Origin of the sequence: Desulfuromonas sp. KJ2020 (assembly GCF_024197615.1) — a bacterium.
Taxonomy (GTDB): Bacteria; Desulfobacterota; Desulfuromonadia; order Desulfuromonadales; family SZUA-540; genus SZUA-540.
Map to the genome: position 1 here is coordinate 896,237 of NZ_JAKUKE010000001.1, position 16,403 is coordinate 912,639.

Consider the following 16,403-nt stretch of genomic DNA (forward strand, 5'->3'; position numbering starts at 1 on the left):
TGGCGGATAAAGGTTGTCAGTCCCAGTTTTTGGAAAGTTTCTTTTTTTGTTTTTCCAGGGACTTCTGGCCACTTTCGATGGCATCGACGAATTGACGGCGCCATTCCTCGGCGACCTCTTCTCCCTGGCTCAACATTTCGCTCGTTCGATCGTTGAGGTCTTCGACAAAATCCGCCAGCGAGTGGACCGTGTCCTGAATCCGGGCTTCCGCCTCGTTCCGAACTTTTTTGGAGTAGCGGACGATCTGTTTTCGCGTTTTTTTGCCCGACTGCGGGGCAAAGAGCAAGGCCAGGCCTGCTCCAATGACTCCTCCGGCGACCAACATCATGGCCCCCACGGTAGCGTTGTTTTCCCTCTCGCTCATGGCATCCTCCTTATTTTTTGGTGGCATTTTCATTTAATCATAAAATAGACCTCCCGCAAGAAGCTTCGCGGATAACAAATAATGGGCATCGACCTAACCAGGTGTTGAGGGGGGGAGAGAAACGTGCTAATTTGTCGCAGCCAATGGCAGGAAGGGGGTTGCGAATGAATAAGCGTCCTTGCATGGAAGTTCTCGGTACGGGAAGGGCGGTGCCCGAAAAAATTCTGACCAACCAGGATCTGGAGAAGATGGTAGACACTTCAGATGAATGGATTTTGGCGCGAACGGGCATTCGGCAACGGCATATCGCCGAACCGGGGGTGCCTCTCTCCTTCTTTGCCGCCCGGGCTGCCCGGGAAGCTCTTGCGGATGCCGGAGTCGCCGCGGAGGAAATAGATCTGATTATTCTCGGCACGGTGACTGGGGACAGCAAGTTCCCCGCCACCGCCTGTGTAGTTCAAGACCTGATCGGAGCCAGCAAGGCGGCCGCTTTTGATATTTCGGCGGCCTGTTCCGGCTTTCTCTACGGGTTGCAGTTGGCTGAAAGCATGATGGCCATTCAGGGGTATCGACGGATATTGTTGATCGGGGGCGAAATTCTTTCCTCTATGGTGAATTGGCAAGATCGCGATACTTGTGTCCTGTTCGGAGATGGCGTGGGCGCCGTCGTGCTCGGCCCGGGACAGGGGGCATGTGGAATTCTTAGTACCACGATCCATAGTGATGGCGCTTTTCGGGACCTTCTCTATAGCCCCGGTTGCGGCAGTCTGAATCCCCCCAGCCATGAAAACGTCGACAAGATGCTGCATACCATTCGTATGGAAGGTCGCGAAGTGTTCCGCCACGCGGTGACATCCATGGCCGATGCGCTCAATCAGGCTCTTGATATGGCCGGCGTTGTCGTGGAAGACCTGGACCTGCTGATCCCTCACCAAGCTAACCTTCGCATAATCGAGGCCGTCGGCAAACGCTTCCGGCTTTCTCCTGACAAAATATACGTCAACGTGGATCGTTTCGGCAACACCTCGGCTGCCTCCATTCCCATCGCGCTAGATGAGGCACGCAAAACCGGGCGCATTGCTTCAGGTTCCCTCGTCGGCATGGTGACGTTCGGTGCCGGATTTACCTGGGCGGCCGCCGTGGTCCGTTTCTGACTTTCTCTTTTTGCTTCTCCTGCTTGCCTTGACGCATTTTTGCGTTAAACTGAAAGCAAAAGGAAAGGAGGACTAAGGGAATCGAGACATCACAAACGGACATAGAAAAGTCGTCCCCGATGGGGGATATTCATCGTTCTGCCCCGCAGGACGAAGATGCCGGCAGAAAAAACCCGGCGGAAAAGTAAAAGGCCTCTCAACAGCATATTGAGAGGCCTTTTGACGTCAAAAGAGTTACTCACCCCGCAGTTTTCGAAGAACCTCCGGATTTTCTTCATTTTCAGCCAGAATGACATGACAGGTCATGCAGTCGCCGGAGATCGTCTGGCCATCCTCGCTTTCGTGCATGTCATCATGGCAGCGAAAGCAGCCGATATCGAAGCTTTCCCCATGCCCAATATGATTAATGTAGGTGTTCCAGGCAATATTCATGCTGGGCCAGACGTTTTGTCGGTAGGCTTCCTGGGTCCCGCGTATGGCTGTCTGCAGCCATTGGGGTTTAGAGGCCAGCAGGTCAGGATATCGTTCTTCGTACCATGCCGTCAGGCGCTCGGCGATGGCGGCCTCCGCTTCTTCCTGGCTGGTATAGCTGTCTGTGATGGCGATAAGAGCCTGTTCTTTGACGAAAGGCAATTGCCTGGGAATTTTCCCGGATAGGAGTTTTTCATCCAGGGCTGCCTCCGGACTGCGATAAATGTGCGTGGGACGATTGTGGCAATCGATACAATCCATTTCCCTTGTTTCCAGATGTTCAATTTCTTCTTGAGTGCTCGAGCGAAAAACGGTCTGGGTGCCGTCGGCCCGGGTCAGGGTGACGACGGGTATGGTCAGGCGTTTTTCGTCGGATTGATAGGTGATGGTGTTTTCAGGCGCGACATGCCAGTGGATGCCGTGGGCATTTTCCGCCAGATTTCCAGCCGATCCGATTTTCATCAGCATTACCGTCTGAACGTGGGTGTTTTTGTCGTCTGCCAAAAACTTGTCGTTGACGATGAGCTTTTCGCCGTGGAACTTTTCAGGCTGATGACATTCTTCACAGGTCTCACGGGCGGGGCGCAAGCCATGAACAGGCGTTTCAATGGGACGCGGATAGGTGTCGAGGGCGACGGCGAACAACTGCCTGGCCCCGGATATTTTTGATTTCACGAACCAGGTGGCACCTGAGCCGATGTGGCACTCGACACAGTTGACCCGCGAGTGGGGTGAATTTTGGTAGGCAGTATATTCCGGTTCCATGACCGTGTGGCAGAATTTGCCGCAAAAGGCATTGGATTCGAGGTAATGGTAGCCGCTGTATCCGAGCAGGGAAAAGATGAAAAGGTTGGCGCCGGTCAGAAAGATGCCGAGAAAAATAAGTTTGCGTACGCGGGCAAACCGCGTTTCGTCGGTAAAATGCTCTTTCAGATAATCGAGGGTAAAAAGACGGACTTCCTCTTTTCCCTTCAGGAAAAAAAGGCCCACAAAGACCATCGCCAGTCCACCCATGAAGGCGGGGCCGAGAATCATGTAAATGATGGCCCCCATGTAGGGATTGTCAATGTGCCACAGGGAATCGATTATCACCAATCCAAGCAGAAAGGGGAATACTGCCGTGGTGATAATGGCTCCGATCAGAGAAACTCTGCTGCGAGCTATGCCTTTAAAAAAGGCATCCAGAATGTTTTTCAGGTTTCCCATACCATTGCCTCCTGTTGTGGGGGTGGAAAGGTGTCAGGGCTCTGTGTTCCTGCGTCAGGTTAAAGTATAGCGGGTTTCAGTCAGGATAGCGCCCTGTCAGATCTTGGCAGACCTCATTGTAAAAAAAGGCTACAACCCTATACCGAGTTGCAGCCTTTAATGTCGACACCCTGAATGCATAGCTGGATAACGAATTTGACCAAAGAGAAAAAGGTCTCAAGGTGTTTTTGAACGCCTACAGGTTAAAATCCTGAAATGGCACTGAACCAGCCTTGGGCGAGGCCGACGGGACCTCCAGCGGCAATTGCCCCGCCAACAAGACAGGCGATTCCCCAGATGCCGATCAGGGCGGCGAAGGCCAGGGTCAGGATAAAGGAGACCCTGAAGGTAATTCTCATCAAAACCAGGCCCAGTTGCGAATGAACCTTTTCATGGACTTGAACAGCAGCCTGAACGTTGCTCATAGGGTTCTCCTTTCTGTAAAAAAATGCGGTTGATATGCCCACTTTTGTCTGTCGTTTGAAAAAAGAATAACAGCACACCGGCGAAGTGTCAACAAAAAAAGACAATAAAAACAAATGCTTAGCTGCCAATTCGAACTTTAATGAAAAGGCGAAAGACGCCCTGTCTCTTTTTGCCGAAATCGTAAATTGCAATATATTGGAAATTCTAGTTGTAAAGAGATTCACCTTGCCTGCCGTAGGACAAGCTTGGGCTGAATGGCTGGCGATTTTCCCCTCGCTCCAAGGCATCTACTGGTATATCCCGGTCGTTGCAGAGGTGTTGGGTGCCAGAGAATGCCGGAAATGATGGAATAAGGTGAAATTAAAATTTCCGCTTAAGCGGTAAAACCGCTTGCACACAAAACCTCCCTATGGTAATTAGTTAAAAAAAGGTTGGTCGGATTTGAAAACATTCCTCGAATGCTGGATTTCTGAGCGGGCATTTGAAAGCCTTTGGACAGAAAAGCTTTAGGAGAAGGCCATGAAGACAGCCTATCAGGTCAGGGCAGGCAAAGCGGTAACCAATTATCTTGCATCCGCTAGCATTATCGGACTTTCTATTGCAGTCGGACTGGCAGTTTCAAGTGCCTTGGTCGCGGCCCTTTGGGCTCCGATGACCGTAGTACTGAGTGGTTTATTCTAGTTTTTAAACAAAGCGACGACAACGATATTGATGCCTCACCGGGAGACCCTGGTGAGGTTTTTTTTTGGATAGTTGCTCTTTTCGGAGTCCTGGGTCTGAAAGTCCTGTGTCAACTCTGGCCCACAGGCGAAACCTGTACCTTTAAATCCTCAGGATTTGGGTAGTTTATTATTGCAATAATTCAAACACTGTGATAAAAACCGCTGCATCTGCAACACTCCTCACCGCCCATTAAAAGCTCTGCAAATTATATATGTCAATAAAAACAAATTATTAGGTGCGTTGCGCGGTGTCGTGCAACATGTTGGCGGTGCGCAACGTATGGCGAGTTAAAAACGCGCGGGGACCGAAAATTGGCTTAGGCAAGGAGTGGGGCTGTACGCCGGGTTTCCGTAAAGAATTTTCAGGTTGGTCAACAAATAGGTGGAAAGGGAAGGATGTTATGGATCAGACGCCAAAAACCCAGAGAATGACCTTGAATGAGATTGAAAGCATTGTCTCCGGACGACTGCTTTCCGGTGGTGCCGGATATTATTTCGGTGTCATCATTTCCGCGCTGCTGGTCGTGGCTGCGGTCGTTGCCGGTGTTCACTCCTTTATCGTCGGACATGAGCACACTTACGGGGTAACCAGAGAGGTGCCCTGGGGGATTCTCATTGCGACCTATGTCTTCTTTGTCGTCACCTCCACTGGACTCTGTCTCGTGTCTTCTATCGGGCACGTTTTTGGAGTCGAGTCGTACATGCCAATAGCCAAACGATCGGTCTTTCTCTCCATTGCGACTATCTTGGCTGGATTTTTTGTTATTGCCTTCGAAATTAAACTCCCTTGGCGGATGGCAATTTACAATGTCATTTCTCCCAACATCACCTCCAATATCTGGTGGATGGGTACTCTCTACGGGGTTTACCTTGTCTTGATGATATTTGAATTTCTCTTCCTCAATCTGAACAAGCACAAGTTGGCGGTGGCAATGGGTTTCGGTGGCGCTGTTGCTGGTATCGCCGCCCACAGTAACCTCGGCGCTGTTTTTGGCCTCCTTATGGGCCGGGAATTTTGGCACGGGCCCTACATGTCCATTTACTTTATCGCCTCGGCCATGATGACTGGTACCGCCGTTATTTTCCTTTTTCATTATCTCGCCTACAAGGTCAACGGCGAAGATCTGAGCCTTGATGGCCCGATGGTGGCTTCCCTTGACGTAGTTCGTCGTCTCGGGATCCTGCTCATCTGCGTCATCATCTTCTTTACTACCTGGAAAATGGTTGCTGGTGTTGCTGGCATGCCCGGCGGTAAGTACGAAGCGGTCATGGCTCTGGTTAAAGGGCCTTACGCCATTAACTTCTGGCTGTTCGAGGCCGGTTTCGGCCTGATATTCCCGCTGCTCCTTTTTATTATCTCCAAGGGTAAAAACCTGATGATGATGTTCGTTGGGTCCGCCATGATGATCATCGGTATTTTTGTCATGCGCTATGATCTGGTGATCGTCGGCCAGATTGTCCCGGTTTATCATGAACTCGGCGTCAATGAGTTCAGTCACCTCCTGTCCTATACCCCCTCCTTCCACGAGATCATTATCACTCTCGGTGGTTTTGGGGTGGCATTCTTTCTTTTCCTGGTGGGAGAGAAGCTTTTTGCCGGACACAAAGTCGAACATCATTGATGCGTTTCAGGTCTACTAGCGCTAAGCAATTGAAGGAGAATATAGCATGAAGAAAAATAAGGTCGAATTCGACGGCTTGCAGAATGAAGGAGTAGAGAATGCTCCCGTAGAGGATCGACGTCGTTTTCTAAAAATGGGCCTGGCCCTCACCGGCGTCTTTGCTGGCGGTACTCTTTACTCCGCCACCTCGGCAGTAAACAAGGTTTATGCTTCGGCCGGCGAATATGCCAAGAAATATCCGTACAAGCCCCATTACAGCATGATCATGCATCAGGATCGCTGTATTGACTGCGAGCGCTGCATGGTGGCTTGCGTTAAGACCAACGATGTGCCCGAATACGGTTACAGAACGACCATCCTCGAAAGGGAAGTCAAGGACGCCGTTGGCCAAAAACGAGAATTTATACCCGTCCTTTGCAATCACTGCAACCTTCCCCAGTGCACCAGGGTTTGCCCGACTCGCGCCACGTATAAAGATAAGACTACCGGCATCGTCATGATGAACGCTACTAAATGTATCGGGTGTTTGACCTGCCAGCAAGGGTGCCCCTACAATGCTCGCTATTTCAGCGAGGAAAAACATGCGGTTGACAAATGCAATTTCTGCATCGATACGCGCCTGTCCAAAGGCGAGACCCTGACGGCCTGCTCTGAAGCATGCCCGGCCGATGTCAGGGTGTTTGGTGATCTTTCGGATCCCAATAGCCGTATTTACCGCGAGGTTCATCAGATCGAGAAAACCGTCTGGGTTCTTCGGCCTGAGGCCGGTACACGCCCCAATGTTTTCTATACTCGCGGATAAAAACATGAGCCTGATTCGTAAAGGCTCTGACCCCATTTGTGAATAGCGGAGGTTTAATCATGAAGAAGTTCATGTTGCGCGCATCTGGCGCCATATTGTTGACGTTGTTGGCGACGGCGCCGGCCCTTTGGGCCGAGGAAGACGACTTTGGCGGTCCGGAGATCGCCTATGAGCAGCCGGTCAAAGGGGTATTTTTCAGTCATAAAACGCATGTGGGTGACTATGGCTTTTCTTGCGACAGTTGCCATGACGGGATCTTTGACATGATGGTCGGCGCCGCCTATGAAAATGGCGACTTTACGATGGACAGCCTGTATCAGGGCAAATACTGTGGTGCCTGCCACGACGGGTCTATGGCTTTTGCCGCCAATACCCAGTGTGCCACCTGTCATGTGCAGGATGGCGGCGATGTGATCTACACCGAGCCGGTCACGGGGGTTCTCTTCAGCCACGATGCCCACGGCCAAGCCGGTCTGGATTGTGCCAGTTGCCACGACGGGCTCTTCGAGATGCGTTCTCTCGCCGCCCAGGAAAATGCCAACTTCGTCATGGAGGCTCTTTACCAGGGCGAGTATTGCGGTGCCTGCCATGACGGCTCCATGGCTTTCGCTTCCGATACTCAATGCGCGACCTGCCATATCGGTGTCAAGGGGTATAGGCGGGCCACCGGTTCTGCAGCAAAAGAGCAATCCGGTCATTAAGTTAACAGGAAAGATAGGGGAGGGGCAGTCCACCTGCTCCTCCACCTTTTAAGGCCATGGCAGAGCCCAAAAAACTGGCACTAAAACTCATCCGGTTTGTGGGTATCATGATCGTCGTCTCTGTCATGACGGCGGCTGTGCTGATTCTTGCTGTGCCTGATCTGGGAAAGTGGCCCACGGTTATAAGCGCAGTGGGAATAGCCCTTCTCGTCGCCATGTATGATATGGGTCTCTTCAAGGGCGACTTTGAAATCTGATCTGCCACTTCAGTCTTGTCTGCCAAAATGCCCGGCTTTCGTTCCGAGATGTCGTGACCCTATTCCACCCTCAGCCCTGCTTCCTCTGTATTGATTATGCCCAAAGTAGACCACTGCAAACAGTTGACCGTCATATTGAACAGCGTCGCCGACGGTGTCTTCACTGTTGACGATCGTATGCGGATCACTCTTTTCAATAAGGCCGCAGAGGAAATTACGGGGTTTACCGAAGAAGAGGCCATGGGGCGCCATTGCCATGATATTTTCCGCACGGATGTCTGCTTTACGTCCTGCCCTGTCAAGGAAGCTCTGGAGTCTGGGCAACCGGTTATAAACCGCGAGGTTGATATTATCACCAAGGAGGGAAAGAAAGTCCCCATCTCGATCAGTGCATCGGTGCTGAAGGATGAAAATGGTAAGCCTTTGGGTGGTGTGGAGACCTTTCGGGACCAATCTCTGATTTACGCTCTCAAAAAAGAGATAGAAGAAAAATACACATTTCATGATCTGGTCAGTCGCAATCCCGCTATGCGACGCCTTTTTGATGTTTTGCCCGATATTGCCTCCAGCGAAGCGACCGTGTTGTTAAAAGGAGAAAGTGGGACGGGAAAAGAGCTTTTTGCGCAGGCCATTCATGACTTAAGTCCCAGACGGAAGGGGCCCTTAGTTATTGTCAACTGTGGTGCCCTGCCCGAGCCTCTTCTAGAGGCCGAAATATTCGGGGCCCGACGAGGTGCCTATACTGGGTCCATCGAGAATCGGCCCGGGCGCCTTGAAATGGCCGAGGGAGGCACGCTTTTTCTCGATGAAATTGGAGACTTGCCTCTCCCTTTGCAGGTAAAGCTGCTCCGCGTTCTGGAAAATCATGAATATCAGCCCTTAGGAGCGAGAAGCCCACAAAAGGCTGATGTCCGCTTTCTTACGGCCACAAACTGTGATCTCGAAGATATGGTCGAAAAAGGCACTTTCCGTCGGGACCTGTTTTTTCGAATCAATGTGGTGGCGTTGCAAATTCCTCCTCTGCGAGAGCGCCCGGAGGATGTTCCTTTGTTGATCGATGTTTTTCTGGACCGCTTTAATCGGACCTACGGTAAGAAGATCAGGGGCTTTTCCGGAGAGGCGCTTCAACTTCTCCTCAGTCATTCATATCCCGGCAATGTAAGAGAACTTCTGAACCTGGTCGAACAGACCGTTATCCTTTGTCGAAGCGGGGAGATAGGGGTCGAGCATCTTCCCGCCGGATTCCTCGAGGCCAGCGACCGCGATGAAGACGTCAGTTTCGGCCGACGAAGTCGCATTAATAAGGCCATTCTTCAAGATTTGCTTGCCCGTTACGAAGGAAACCGGACCAAGGTCGCCAAGGAATTGGGGGTGGATCGGACCACCTTGTGGCGTTGGATGAAAAAATTTGATTTAAGCAACTAACATTTAAGAGCGAATAGTATAACCCTAAGCGCGCCTTCCTATCCGGAAGGCGCGCTTTTTTTATTTTTAAAAGCAGAAAGACTCTTGTTGCAATAAGACGATGTTGCATATGGCAACATGTTGCAAATATGTTGCAACAATGGGACAGCCCGCCAAATCAGGCATTAGGACGTATTAAGCCTATTGCATTGTGCATCAGTGTTGCAGGCGCAACGTCTGGGCTGCGGCTTGTTTTTCTGAAAACCATGGGCGATCAGCCGTAACTAATTGAAATACTCCAGAAAAAACGGAAAAAATTAAAAAAATAGTTTTTGGCACAACTCTTGGAATATTAGAGATCAAACAACAACGGGCGTGGAGATAAGCCATGGGTAGTCAACATCTTAGAATGAAGTCGGGTCAAAAAATCGCGGTTCCCTACTATGGGGCCCTGGTGAGACCAAAATCGGGGTTTGAGAGTCTCTATCTTGTTGCAGATGTTGCAGGTGGAACTGCGGGTGCGTTGCAATTTGAGGTGTGTGTCTGGGATAAAAATAGAAGGCCCAAAATTGCTGACTGGTTGCAGGAAATTGGAGTGAAAGGTGTAATTTGCAGTGATGAGAAAGTAGAAATGGAAGAATTATTGGCCTGCGAAGGAATCTGGCTGGAAAAAGGGAGAATTGGAGATGCTTCGGACCTGGTAGCCATGTATGTCAACAGCATGAATGGCAACGGAAACATTAACTAACAGCAAAGGAAGGTGTCTTATGAGAGTTGAAAACAGCAAAAGTAAGCCGGTAAGTGACAAATATCTTCGCAATACCCTGATGGCCATGGGAGTGGTTGCACTGTCAGCCAGTCTTTATGTCGCATGGCCAGCCCTGGTGCATCTGGGCAGTAAAATGATTTAAGCGGTAACGCCAAAAAACCTTTAAAAAACGGAGGAATTTATGAGAACAGAAAATATTATCACCGATCCGATCAAGACCACCTATAAGTATGGCGTTTATAGTGCTATGGGATTTGTTGGCCTCTCTCTTGCGGCTTTTATCGCCTGGTCCTTTACCTGTGCAGGTGGTGCATTGGTCGAAGTGATTGGCAAAATGGTGTAGCAGATCGAATAAACTTACAGGATTGGAGGCAGCTATGAAAACCGAAAACATTATAACGGAACCCATCAAAACAACTTACAAGGTTGGTGTTTACAGTGCGGTGGCATTTGTTGGGATTTTCCTGGCAGCCTTCATATCCTGGTCTTTCTGCTGTGCAGGTGGCGCTATCATCGAAGGGTTGAGCAAACTGGTTTAAAAAGCAGGCAATAGGGCTAGAAGCAGGACAGAAAGGGGGTCGGTGATGATGTTGAGCGCAAGTAATAAGCCGATTGGTTTGGGTGCTGGTTTGGGCATGGTTGCCGCACTTGTCCTCATAGGTTTTATCACCTCCCTCTTTCTGTTGTGGTCCGTGTCCTGTCTGGGCGGGAGCGCTATCTTTGTCGTCGGAGGATTTTGCTAAAAATATGGGATGGCATTAGAGGGTAGTCACCAGGCGTTGCAAAGAGAATTCAGTGCATCAGGTGTTGCAATTAAATGAAACACTTAAGTGGTCAATATGGGGAAAGAATCGGCATGATGAGGGGTGAAAATGAAAAACAGCGTTGCAAGTGCAACGCTAGTGTTTTCGACTTTCCAGTGTAGTTTTCGAGCATATAGGTTAACTGCTTGAAATAATGGTTAAATAATAAATATTGCAAAGTCGTAATTATAGGCATGACTTTTGGATTAAATACAAGAGGTTTGGAAAGAGGGGGTCTATGAGAGCCGAAAATAGTGTAACCAAGCCCCTTTCAGGCGTATATCGGCACTTGTTGGAAAAAGACGAGTGCAATCGAATAGCTATTCCCTACTACGGCGCCATCATGAGGCCGGGAGTTGGTGTCGAAAAGCTTTATTTTATTGCAGATGTAGATAAGAAAAATTTTTCTCTAAAGAGAGTATTTCTGGAGGTCTGGAATTCGAAGATTTCACCAGAACTGCCAGGATGGCTACGTGACAAGGGTGTGAGTGGACTGGTCTGCCGTGATGGATGTCGGAGTTACCTTCAACCGATGGAGACAGCAGGAATTAAGGTTCTGTTGGATAAGACCCTTGATCTGGCCTGGATTGAAGGAATGGCGGCGACGTCGAGAAGATAAGTTTCCGTCTAGCTTGTAATGAAGCTTATTTCGTAAGAGGTGGAACGTGAGGATCGCCATTACAGCCAGAGGGTCCCACCCTTCCAGTGAGGTTGATGAATGTTTTGGGCGAGCGTATTGGTTTCTGATTTTTGAAACAAAAAACGGAGACTATATCGCCGTCGATAATTCTGAAATTAGAAATTCGCAGGAAAATGCTGGAGTCAAAGCAGCAGACCTGCTTGAGGATAAAAAAGTTGATGTGCTGTTGACGGGAGAGACCGGTCCGAAAGCTTTCAGGTCACTACTGGAAAAGGGGATAAAGGTGTGTCATGGAGCCTCTGGGGCAGTCGAAGATGCTCTAAACGCTTGGTTAAGAGGAGAGATGACTGAGGCTGAGCACGCCAATAGCCCAGGTAGTCCCTATTGCCTGGTCGTTCAATCAAAAACTACACAGGTCGATGCACCTAAGGTCCTACTCGATCTGCTGAAAACATAGATCGGTTTTCTGCTGTAATTCGAAAAGGCGGAGACCATGGAGGTTTGTATGAAAAAACATTATAAATTCTTTAAAGTTTTAAATTCATTTTACAGGATCGGTTTATACAACATTGTCGCTGCCATGGTTGTATGGTGTTCGATATTTGTTATCTGGTCCATTGTGAACTTTGTCGTGACGTCGAAGGTAGGATCGGGTGTTTTTATATAGTTCCGTGGATTAAAAAGGACTTTTTAAATGAAACCACCGTTCCCTCTTAGTATTGAAATTAGACACTTTTTTAAAATAAGCCTGTTCATTGTTATAACGATGATCGGTCTTGCCGTGTCTGCTTTCATTCTTTGGGCCGTATTTTGTATGGGGTCTGCCTGTGTTCAGGTTTTGTCCGCCGCACATTAACAGGCCGGGTATTTGGGGAAGAGAAAAAGGTCGAAAGCATTAATTTGGGCAATAATCAATAAAGAGACCTGGCTTCTCAATTCGACAAGTTGATCTCTAAATTTTTTGTGCTAAATGATGAAATGAACCACTTATCCGGACCTATGGATTTTTGGAAAACGGATTTATGGCCGACCAGTAAGCCAACGGAGAGGGTTCAAGGAAACAAATGCCCCTCTTGCGGAGCCACCAAAACCTATAAGCTGGGAGATGGCCGAAAAAAGTGCGGAATTTGCGCCAAAAAGTTCAGTCAGGGCCCCAGGAAAAGACGAATTTCAAAAATCCTGTTAAGGCAGGTAGTGCAACAGTTCATCGCCATGGTGCCGGCAAAGCAGGCCGCTGGAGTCGTCGGCATTAATCATAAAACGGCCCTTAAAGTTTACACGGACATACGGCTGGCTCTACTTCGAGAGAATCAGCAACTGGCCCTTCAATATATGAAGGAGTGCAATCCAGCGACAGATATTTCTACAGGTATCCCTGAAGAGAAGACGCTTCCGTTGTTCGCAGTGGTGACTCTGCACCGGAAAATTGTGTTGTTGCCCACTTTGTACAAAGGCCTGCGGGTTAAAGTCAATTTCCCTGCATCCGTAATTTATGCAGATCGAATCACTGCCATGACGCTTGATTATGAAAAGTTTGAGCAAAAAACCCTTGGGAGCCACGCTGCATCATGCTCGGCAAAACCGTGGTTTTTTTGGCCTTATGCCAAGGAGCAATTAAAGATGTATCACGGCGGAATGAAGGTCAATTTTTGGCTTTTCCTGCATGAAATGGCCTTCCGATTCAACATTTCCCTTTCTGGCGATCAAGAGGAGGACCTCATCGATAACCTTGTCGCCTGTTTATAGAATGATCGTTTGAAGCGGTCATGTGTTTTCACTTTTATTGGAGGAGCGATGAAATGAAGTTCTGCCGAATTTTCACTGTAGTCCTTGGTGTGTGGCTGCTGGGCACTGCTGCCCCTGCCCTGGCCAAAATGGCCCCCGATCCGAATGCCTGTCTTCAGTGTCATGAAGATGTGGTATCAGCCGCCGAATTTATGGATTCGGTCCACGGAAAAAATGCCTGTACAAGCTGCCATGTAGAAGTTACCGATCTGGATGAGCACTTAGCAGGGAATATTGAAATAAGCCCGGTAAATTGCGCCACCTGTCATTCCACTGAGGATAAAGCTCACGCTGACAGCGTGCATGCCGAAAGCGGTATTGGCTGCGTTGAGTGCCACTCGGACATTCATGGCCAGCAAAAAATGGATAATTCCAAAGTGGCCTTGGTGGAAAAATGCAGTGAGTGCCACGATGTCGAAAGCTATGTCCAGTCAAGCCATGGGATGGCAATTGCGGCCGGCAAAAATGATTCCGCTGCCTGTAACGATTGCCATGGTGTTCACAACATAGCCAGGGTTCCGGACCCGGATACGGCAGAAGGTGGCGCCTTCAAATCAGCACCCTGTATTGAATGTCACGCCGACGAAGAAAAAATGAAGCATGCCGGCGTCAATGCCCATGCGGTAGAAACCTACCTCGAAAGCTATCATGGTAAGAACTACCGCCTTGGCTTTCCTCAGCAGTCCGCTGGCTGTGCCGATTGCCACAGTGGTCATGGCGTTCTGCCGCCCAGTCATGCCGAGTCGACTATCGGCGAGGCGAAGATTGTCGAAACCTGTGCCACCTGCCATCCTAAAGCTACAGCTCAATTTACTAAATTTTATGCTCATGGCGATCATGGGGATCGGGAAAATTACCCGATCATGTATTACACCTTTATCAGTATGACGGGTCTTCTGGTCGGAACGTTTGCCGTATTCTGGATTCACACTCTCCTGTGGATGTTCCGCGGTTTTGTAGAAAACAGACAGAAGGCTGCCGCTCTGGCTGCAGGACACGAAGAACATCATATCTCAGAAGCACACAAACAATATCGACGGTTTGAAAAACGTCATATATTCCTGCATCTTACCGTAATAATCAGTTTCCTTGGGCTGTCCCTCACCGGTTTGCCTTTAAAGTTTGCTGATCAGCCTTGGGCTCAAACAATGATGTCGTTCTTTGGTGGCGTCCATTATGCAGGCCTTATTCACCGAGGGTGCGCGATCCTGACGTTCTACTATTTTGTCGGCGCCATCCTGATGAGCATCGACTTCCTGTTTATCCGCAAGGACATCAAGGCCCACCCGTTTGTGAGGCTGTTCGGCCCCGACTCTTTGATGCCTAACTTCCGGGATGTCCGCGATGTAACCGCGATGGTGCGCTGGTTCTTTTTCAAAGGGCCCAAGCCGACTTTTGAGCGGTGGACTTACTGGGAAAAATTTGATTTCCTCGCTGTCTTTTGGGGTATGTTTGCTATCGGCGGTTCCGGGCTGTTGCTGTGGTTCCCAGAAATCTTCGGAACCTTCCTGCCTGGCTGGATGTTCAATGTGGCGACGATTGTCCATTCCGACGAGGCGTTGCTGGCCACAGGGTTCATTTTTACCGTCCACTTTTTCAACACCCATGGACGTCCGGAAAAATTCCCTATGGATTTTGTTATCTTCAATGGCCAAATGTCCAAAGAAGAGTTTATTGAAGAGCGCGGCGATCAATGGAAGCGTTACGAAGAAGAGGGCACGACGGAGAATTACGTCGTCACTAAACCCAGTGGAGTGCTGTATGATTTCTTCTTCAAAGGGTTTGGTTTCCTTGCTTTCTTTACAGGAATCACCCTGGCTATCCTGATGTTGTACGCTTTCATCAGCGGATAGTCCTTATCCTCCGCACCACATAAAAAGGCCCCCGGTCATCCCGGGGGCCTCTAAGGAGCAGTGAATGATGGCGAAAAAACAGGGAATCGGTTTGGCCGTGGTTGCATTTGCCCTTTATATCATCGGTGGAGTCAGTACTTTCGGCGGACTCATCCTTATGGGTACGATGCGGGGCGAAAATGTGATGGGGTGGGGCGATGGTACCGGTATTGGCAGTCTTTTTCTCGCGGCAGGACTGTGCCTTTCCATTGTCGGCGTTCTGCTTATGCGACTTTTCCGCAACAGGGGCTTTGCCTGAAAACCTAGTATCCTTTGTGAAAAAGCCTTTTAAGGGCCGGTGTGACAACTTTTCTGAACCACAGCAGTAACCAGCCCAGTGGTGTACCCTTAAGACGCATTTCATCGAGCAGTATCTGTTTTTCCGATAGGGCATGCTGGTCATGGGGGTTGATGGCCAGCGCTTTATCGAGGCAGGATAGGGCCTCCTCCTCCCGGCGCAGACGGGACAGAGATACCCCCTTGTTCCGGATGGCATGGGTGTTTTCCGGCTCGATCTCTAAAACACGATCAAAACACTGAAGAGCCAAATCGTCCATCATCAACTTGGATAGGCAGACGCCCTTCTGACCTAAGGCCGTCACGTTTTTATCGTTCAGTTGCAGGGCCCTGTCCAGCATGGCCACGGATTCCCTGACGCGTCCCAGAATAGAGAGAACGACACCGTAATTGGCATACAGAAAATCCGCAGCCGGGGCTTTTTCAATGGCTTCCGCCAACAGTTTCTCTCCCTGCTTCAGGTCCCCCTCCAGGCAAAAGGCCTCTCCCTCGAAAAACAAGGCAAATCCCACATCGCCATTGCCCCGGGCTTCGCTGGCTATCTGCCGAGACAGCGCGATGGCGTCATCAGAACTGGTTTCTTCTAGGTCGGCAATCTTTTGAAATGCTTCAAAATATTTCTGAATGCCCTGAGCCATGGTATAGCCTTCCTTTCGGTGAGTTCGTTAGCAGCCTCGATTTTAGCAAATCAGATCCTGGGCTCATACCAAAAAAGGGTGCATCCCGAGGAATGCACCCTTTCTGTCGACCAAGTGAAACGAACTTTACTTCGCGAGAAGCTGCAGGACGTTTTCGGTGAAGGGGTTGGCGAAGAGGATGATCATTGCTACAACGAAAACGTAGATAGCAAGAGACTCGATCATCGCCAGACCGATCATCATGGTGGTCAGGATTTTTCCGCTAGCGCCGGGATTGCGAGCAACACCTTCAACAGCGCTCTTAATAGCGAGACCCTGGCCAAGGCCGGTTCCGAAAGAACCGATAGCCATACCGAAACCTGCAGCGATCATGCACCAAGCAAAAAATTCCATGTTACTTCTCCTTCTTTT

The 16,403-nt window shown here is 49.6% G+C and carries 22 protein-coding genes; 16 read left to right on the forward strand and 6 right to left on the reverse strand.

Annotation, left to right across the window (positions count from 1 at the left end):
• Positions 1–16 precede the first annotated feature (16 nt).
• Positions 17–364, reverse strand: coding sequence for a YtxH domain-containing protein (locus MJO47_RS04065; protein WP_253959839.1), 348 nt, complete (start codon positions 362–364; stop codon positions 17–19).
• Between the two features lie 164 nt (positions 365–528).
• Here MJO47_RS04065 and MJO47_RS04070 point away from each other — a divergent pair, with 164 nt between their 5' ends.
• Positions 529–1,518 (forward strand): beta-ketoacyl-ACP synthase III, encoded by a 990-nt coding sequence (locus tag MJO47_RS04070; protein ID WP_253959840.1) that lies wholly within the window; start codon positions 529–531, stop codon positions 1,516–1,518.
• Positions 1,519–1,752: 234 nt separating this feature from the next.
• Here MJO47_RS04070 and MJO47_RS04075 read toward each other — a convergent pair whose 3' ends face one another.
• Positions 1,753–3,195 (reverse strand): NapC/NirT family cytochrome c, encoded by a 1,443-nt coding sequence (locus MJO47_RS04075; RefSeq protein ID WP_253959841.1) that lies wholly within the window; start codon positions 3,193–3,195, stop codon positions 1,753–1,755.
• A 242-nt stretch (positions 3,196–3,437) separates the two neighbouring features.
• The gene (locus tag MJO47_RS04080) at positions 3,438–3,947 is read right to left on the reverse strand and encodes a hypothetical protein (protein ID WP_253959842.1); all 510 of its coding nucleotides are present in this window, start codon (positions 3,945–3,947) and stop codon (positions 3,438–3,440) included.
• A 232-nt stretch (positions 3,948–4,179) separates the two neighbouring features.
• Here MJO47_RS04080 and MJO47_RS04085 point away from each other — a divergent pair, with 232 nt between their 5' ends.
• From MJO47_RS04085 to MJO47_RS04110, 6 genes are all read left to right on the forward strand, one after another.
• Positions 4,180–4,341 (forward strand): hypothetical protein, encoded by a 162-nt coding sequence (locus tag MJO47_RS04085; protein WP_253959843.1) that lies wholly within the window; start codon positions 4,180–4,182, stop codon positions 4,339–4,341.
• Between the two features lie 301 nt (positions 4,342–4,642).
• Positions 4,643–6,004, forward strand: a complete 1,362-nt coding sequence (gene nrfD / locus MJO47_RS04090) for an NrfD/PsrC family molybdoenzyme membrane anchor subunit (protein ID WP_253959844.1) — start codon at positions 4,643–4,645, stop codon at positions 6,002–6,004.
• Positions 6,005–6,050: 46 nt separating this feature from the next.
• On the forward strand, positions 6,051–6,806 hold the full coding sequence (locus tag MJO47_RS04095; RefSeq protein ID WP_253959845.1) for a 4Fe-4S dicluster domain-containing protein: 756 nt from the start codon (positions 6,051–6,053) through the stop codon (positions 6,804–6,806).
• A 59-nt stretch (positions 6,807–6,865) separates the two neighbouring features.
• Positions 6,866–7,507 carry a cytochrome c3 family protein gene (locus MJO47_RS04100; RefSeq protein ID WP_253959846.1) on the forward strand — a complete coding sequence of 214 codons (642 nt, stop codon included), beginning with the start codon at positions 6,866–6,868 and terminating at the stop codon, positions 7,505–7,507.
• A gap of 56 nt (positions 7,508–7,563) precedes the next feature.
• Positions 7,564–7,764, forward strand: a complete 201-nt coding sequence (locus MJO47_RS04105) for a hypothetical protein (RefSeq protein WP_253959847.1) — start codon at positions 7,564–7,566, stop codon at positions 7,762–7,764.
• Positions 7,765–7,860: 96 nt separating this feature from the next.
• Positions 7,861–9,189 (forward strand): sigma-54-dependent Fis family transcriptional regulator, encoded by a 1,329-nt coding sequence (locus MJO47_RS04110; RefSeq protein WP_253960538.1) that lies wholly within the window; start codon positions 7,861–7,863, stop codon positions 9,187–9,189.
• 195 nt (positions 9,190–9,384) lie between these two features.
• Here the strand turns inward: MJO47_RS04110 and MJO47_RS04115 are convergent, their stop codons facing one another.
• Entirely contained in the window at positions 9,385–9,558 is a 174-nt protein-coding gene (locus MJO47_RS04115) for a hypothetical protein (protein ID WP_253959848.1), read from the reverse strand.
• On the opposite strand from MJO47_RS04115, the gene MJO47_RS04120 reads away from it, so the two are divergent.
• From MJO47_RS04120 to MJO47_RS04160, 9 genes are all read left to right on the forward strand, one after another.
• Positions 9,557–9,916 carry a hypothetical protein gene (locus tag MJO47_RS04120; protein WP_253959849.1) on the forward strand — a complete coding sequence of 120 codons (360 nt, stop codon included), beginning with the start codon at positions 9,557–9,559 and terminating at the stop codon, positions 9,914–9,916. The two genes, MJO47_RS04115 and MJO47_RS04120, sit on opposite strands and share 2 nt — an antisense overlap.
• Before the next feature lie 19 nt (positions 9,917–9,935).
• A complete protein-coding gene (locus MJO47_RS04125; protein ID WP_213194683.1) occupies positions 9,936–10,079 on the forward strand; it encodes a hypothetical protein in 144 nt (47 codons plus the stop codon).
• A gap of 39 nt (positions 10,080–10,118) precedes the next feature.
• Complete coding sequence (locus tag MJO47_RS04130) at positions 10,119–10,280, forward strand: hypothetical protein (RefSeq protein WP_253959850.1); 162 nt, start codon at positions 10,119–10,121, stop codon at positions 10,278–10,280.
• A 34-nt stretch (positions 10,281–10,314) separates the two neighbouring features.
• Positions 10,315–10,476 carry a hypothetical protein gene (locus MJO47_RS04135; protein ID WP_253959851.1) on the forward strand — a complete coding sequence of 54 codons (162 nt, stop codon included), beginning with the start codon at positions 10,315–10,317 and terminating at the stop codon, positions 10,474–10,476.
• 502 nt (positions 10,477–10,978) lie between these two features.
• On the forward strand, positions 10,979–11,359 hold the full coding sequence (locus MJO47_RS04140; protein ID WP_253959852.1) for a hypothetical protein: 381 nt from the start codon (positions 10,979–10,981) through the stop codon (positions 11,357–11,359).
• A 46-nt stretch (positions 11,360–11,405) separates the two neighbouring features.
• Entirely contained in the window at positions 11,406–11,837 is a 432-nt protein-coding gene (locus MJO47_RS04145; protein WP_253959853.1) for a NifB/NifX family molybdenum-iron cluster-binding protein, read from the forward strand.
• 521 nt (positions 11,838–12,358) lie between these two features.
• Positions 12,359–13,126, forward strand: coding sequence for a hypothetical protein (locus MJO47_RS04150; protein ID WP_253959854.1), 768 nt, complete (start codon positions 12,359–12,361; stop codon positions 13,124–13,126).
• A 53-nt stretch (positions 13,127–13,179) separates the two neighbouring features.
• Positions 13,180–15,018, forward strand: coding sequence for a cytochrome c3 family protein (locus MJO47_RS04155; RefSeq protein WP_253959855.1), 1,839 nt, complete (start codon positions 13,180–13,182; stop codon positions 15,016–15,018).
• A 64-nt stretch (positions 15,019–15,082) separates the two neighbouring features.
• Entirely contained in the window at positions 15,083–15,316 is a 234-nt protein-coding gene (locus MJO47_RS04160) for a hypothetical protein (RefSeq protein ID WP_253959856.1), read from the forward strand.
• A gap of 4 nt (positions 15,317–15,320) precedes the next feature.
• Here the strand turns inward: MJO47_RS04160 and MJO47_RS04165 are convergent, their stop codons facing one another.
• Both MJO47_RS04165 and atpE read right to left on the reverse strand, forming a co-directional pair.
• Entirely contained in the window at positions 15,321–15,992 is a 672-nt protein-coding gene (locus MJO47_RS04165; RefSeq protein WP_253959857.1) for a hypothetical protein, read from the reverse strand.
• Between the two features lie 126 nt (positions 15,993–16,118).
• A complete protein-coding gene (gene atpE, locus MJO47_RS04170; RefSeq protein ID WP_253959858.1) occupies positions 16,119–16,385 on the reverse strand; it encodes an ATP synthase F0 subunit C in 267 nt (88 codons plus the stop codon).
• Positions 16,386–16,403 lie beyond the last annotated feature (18 nt).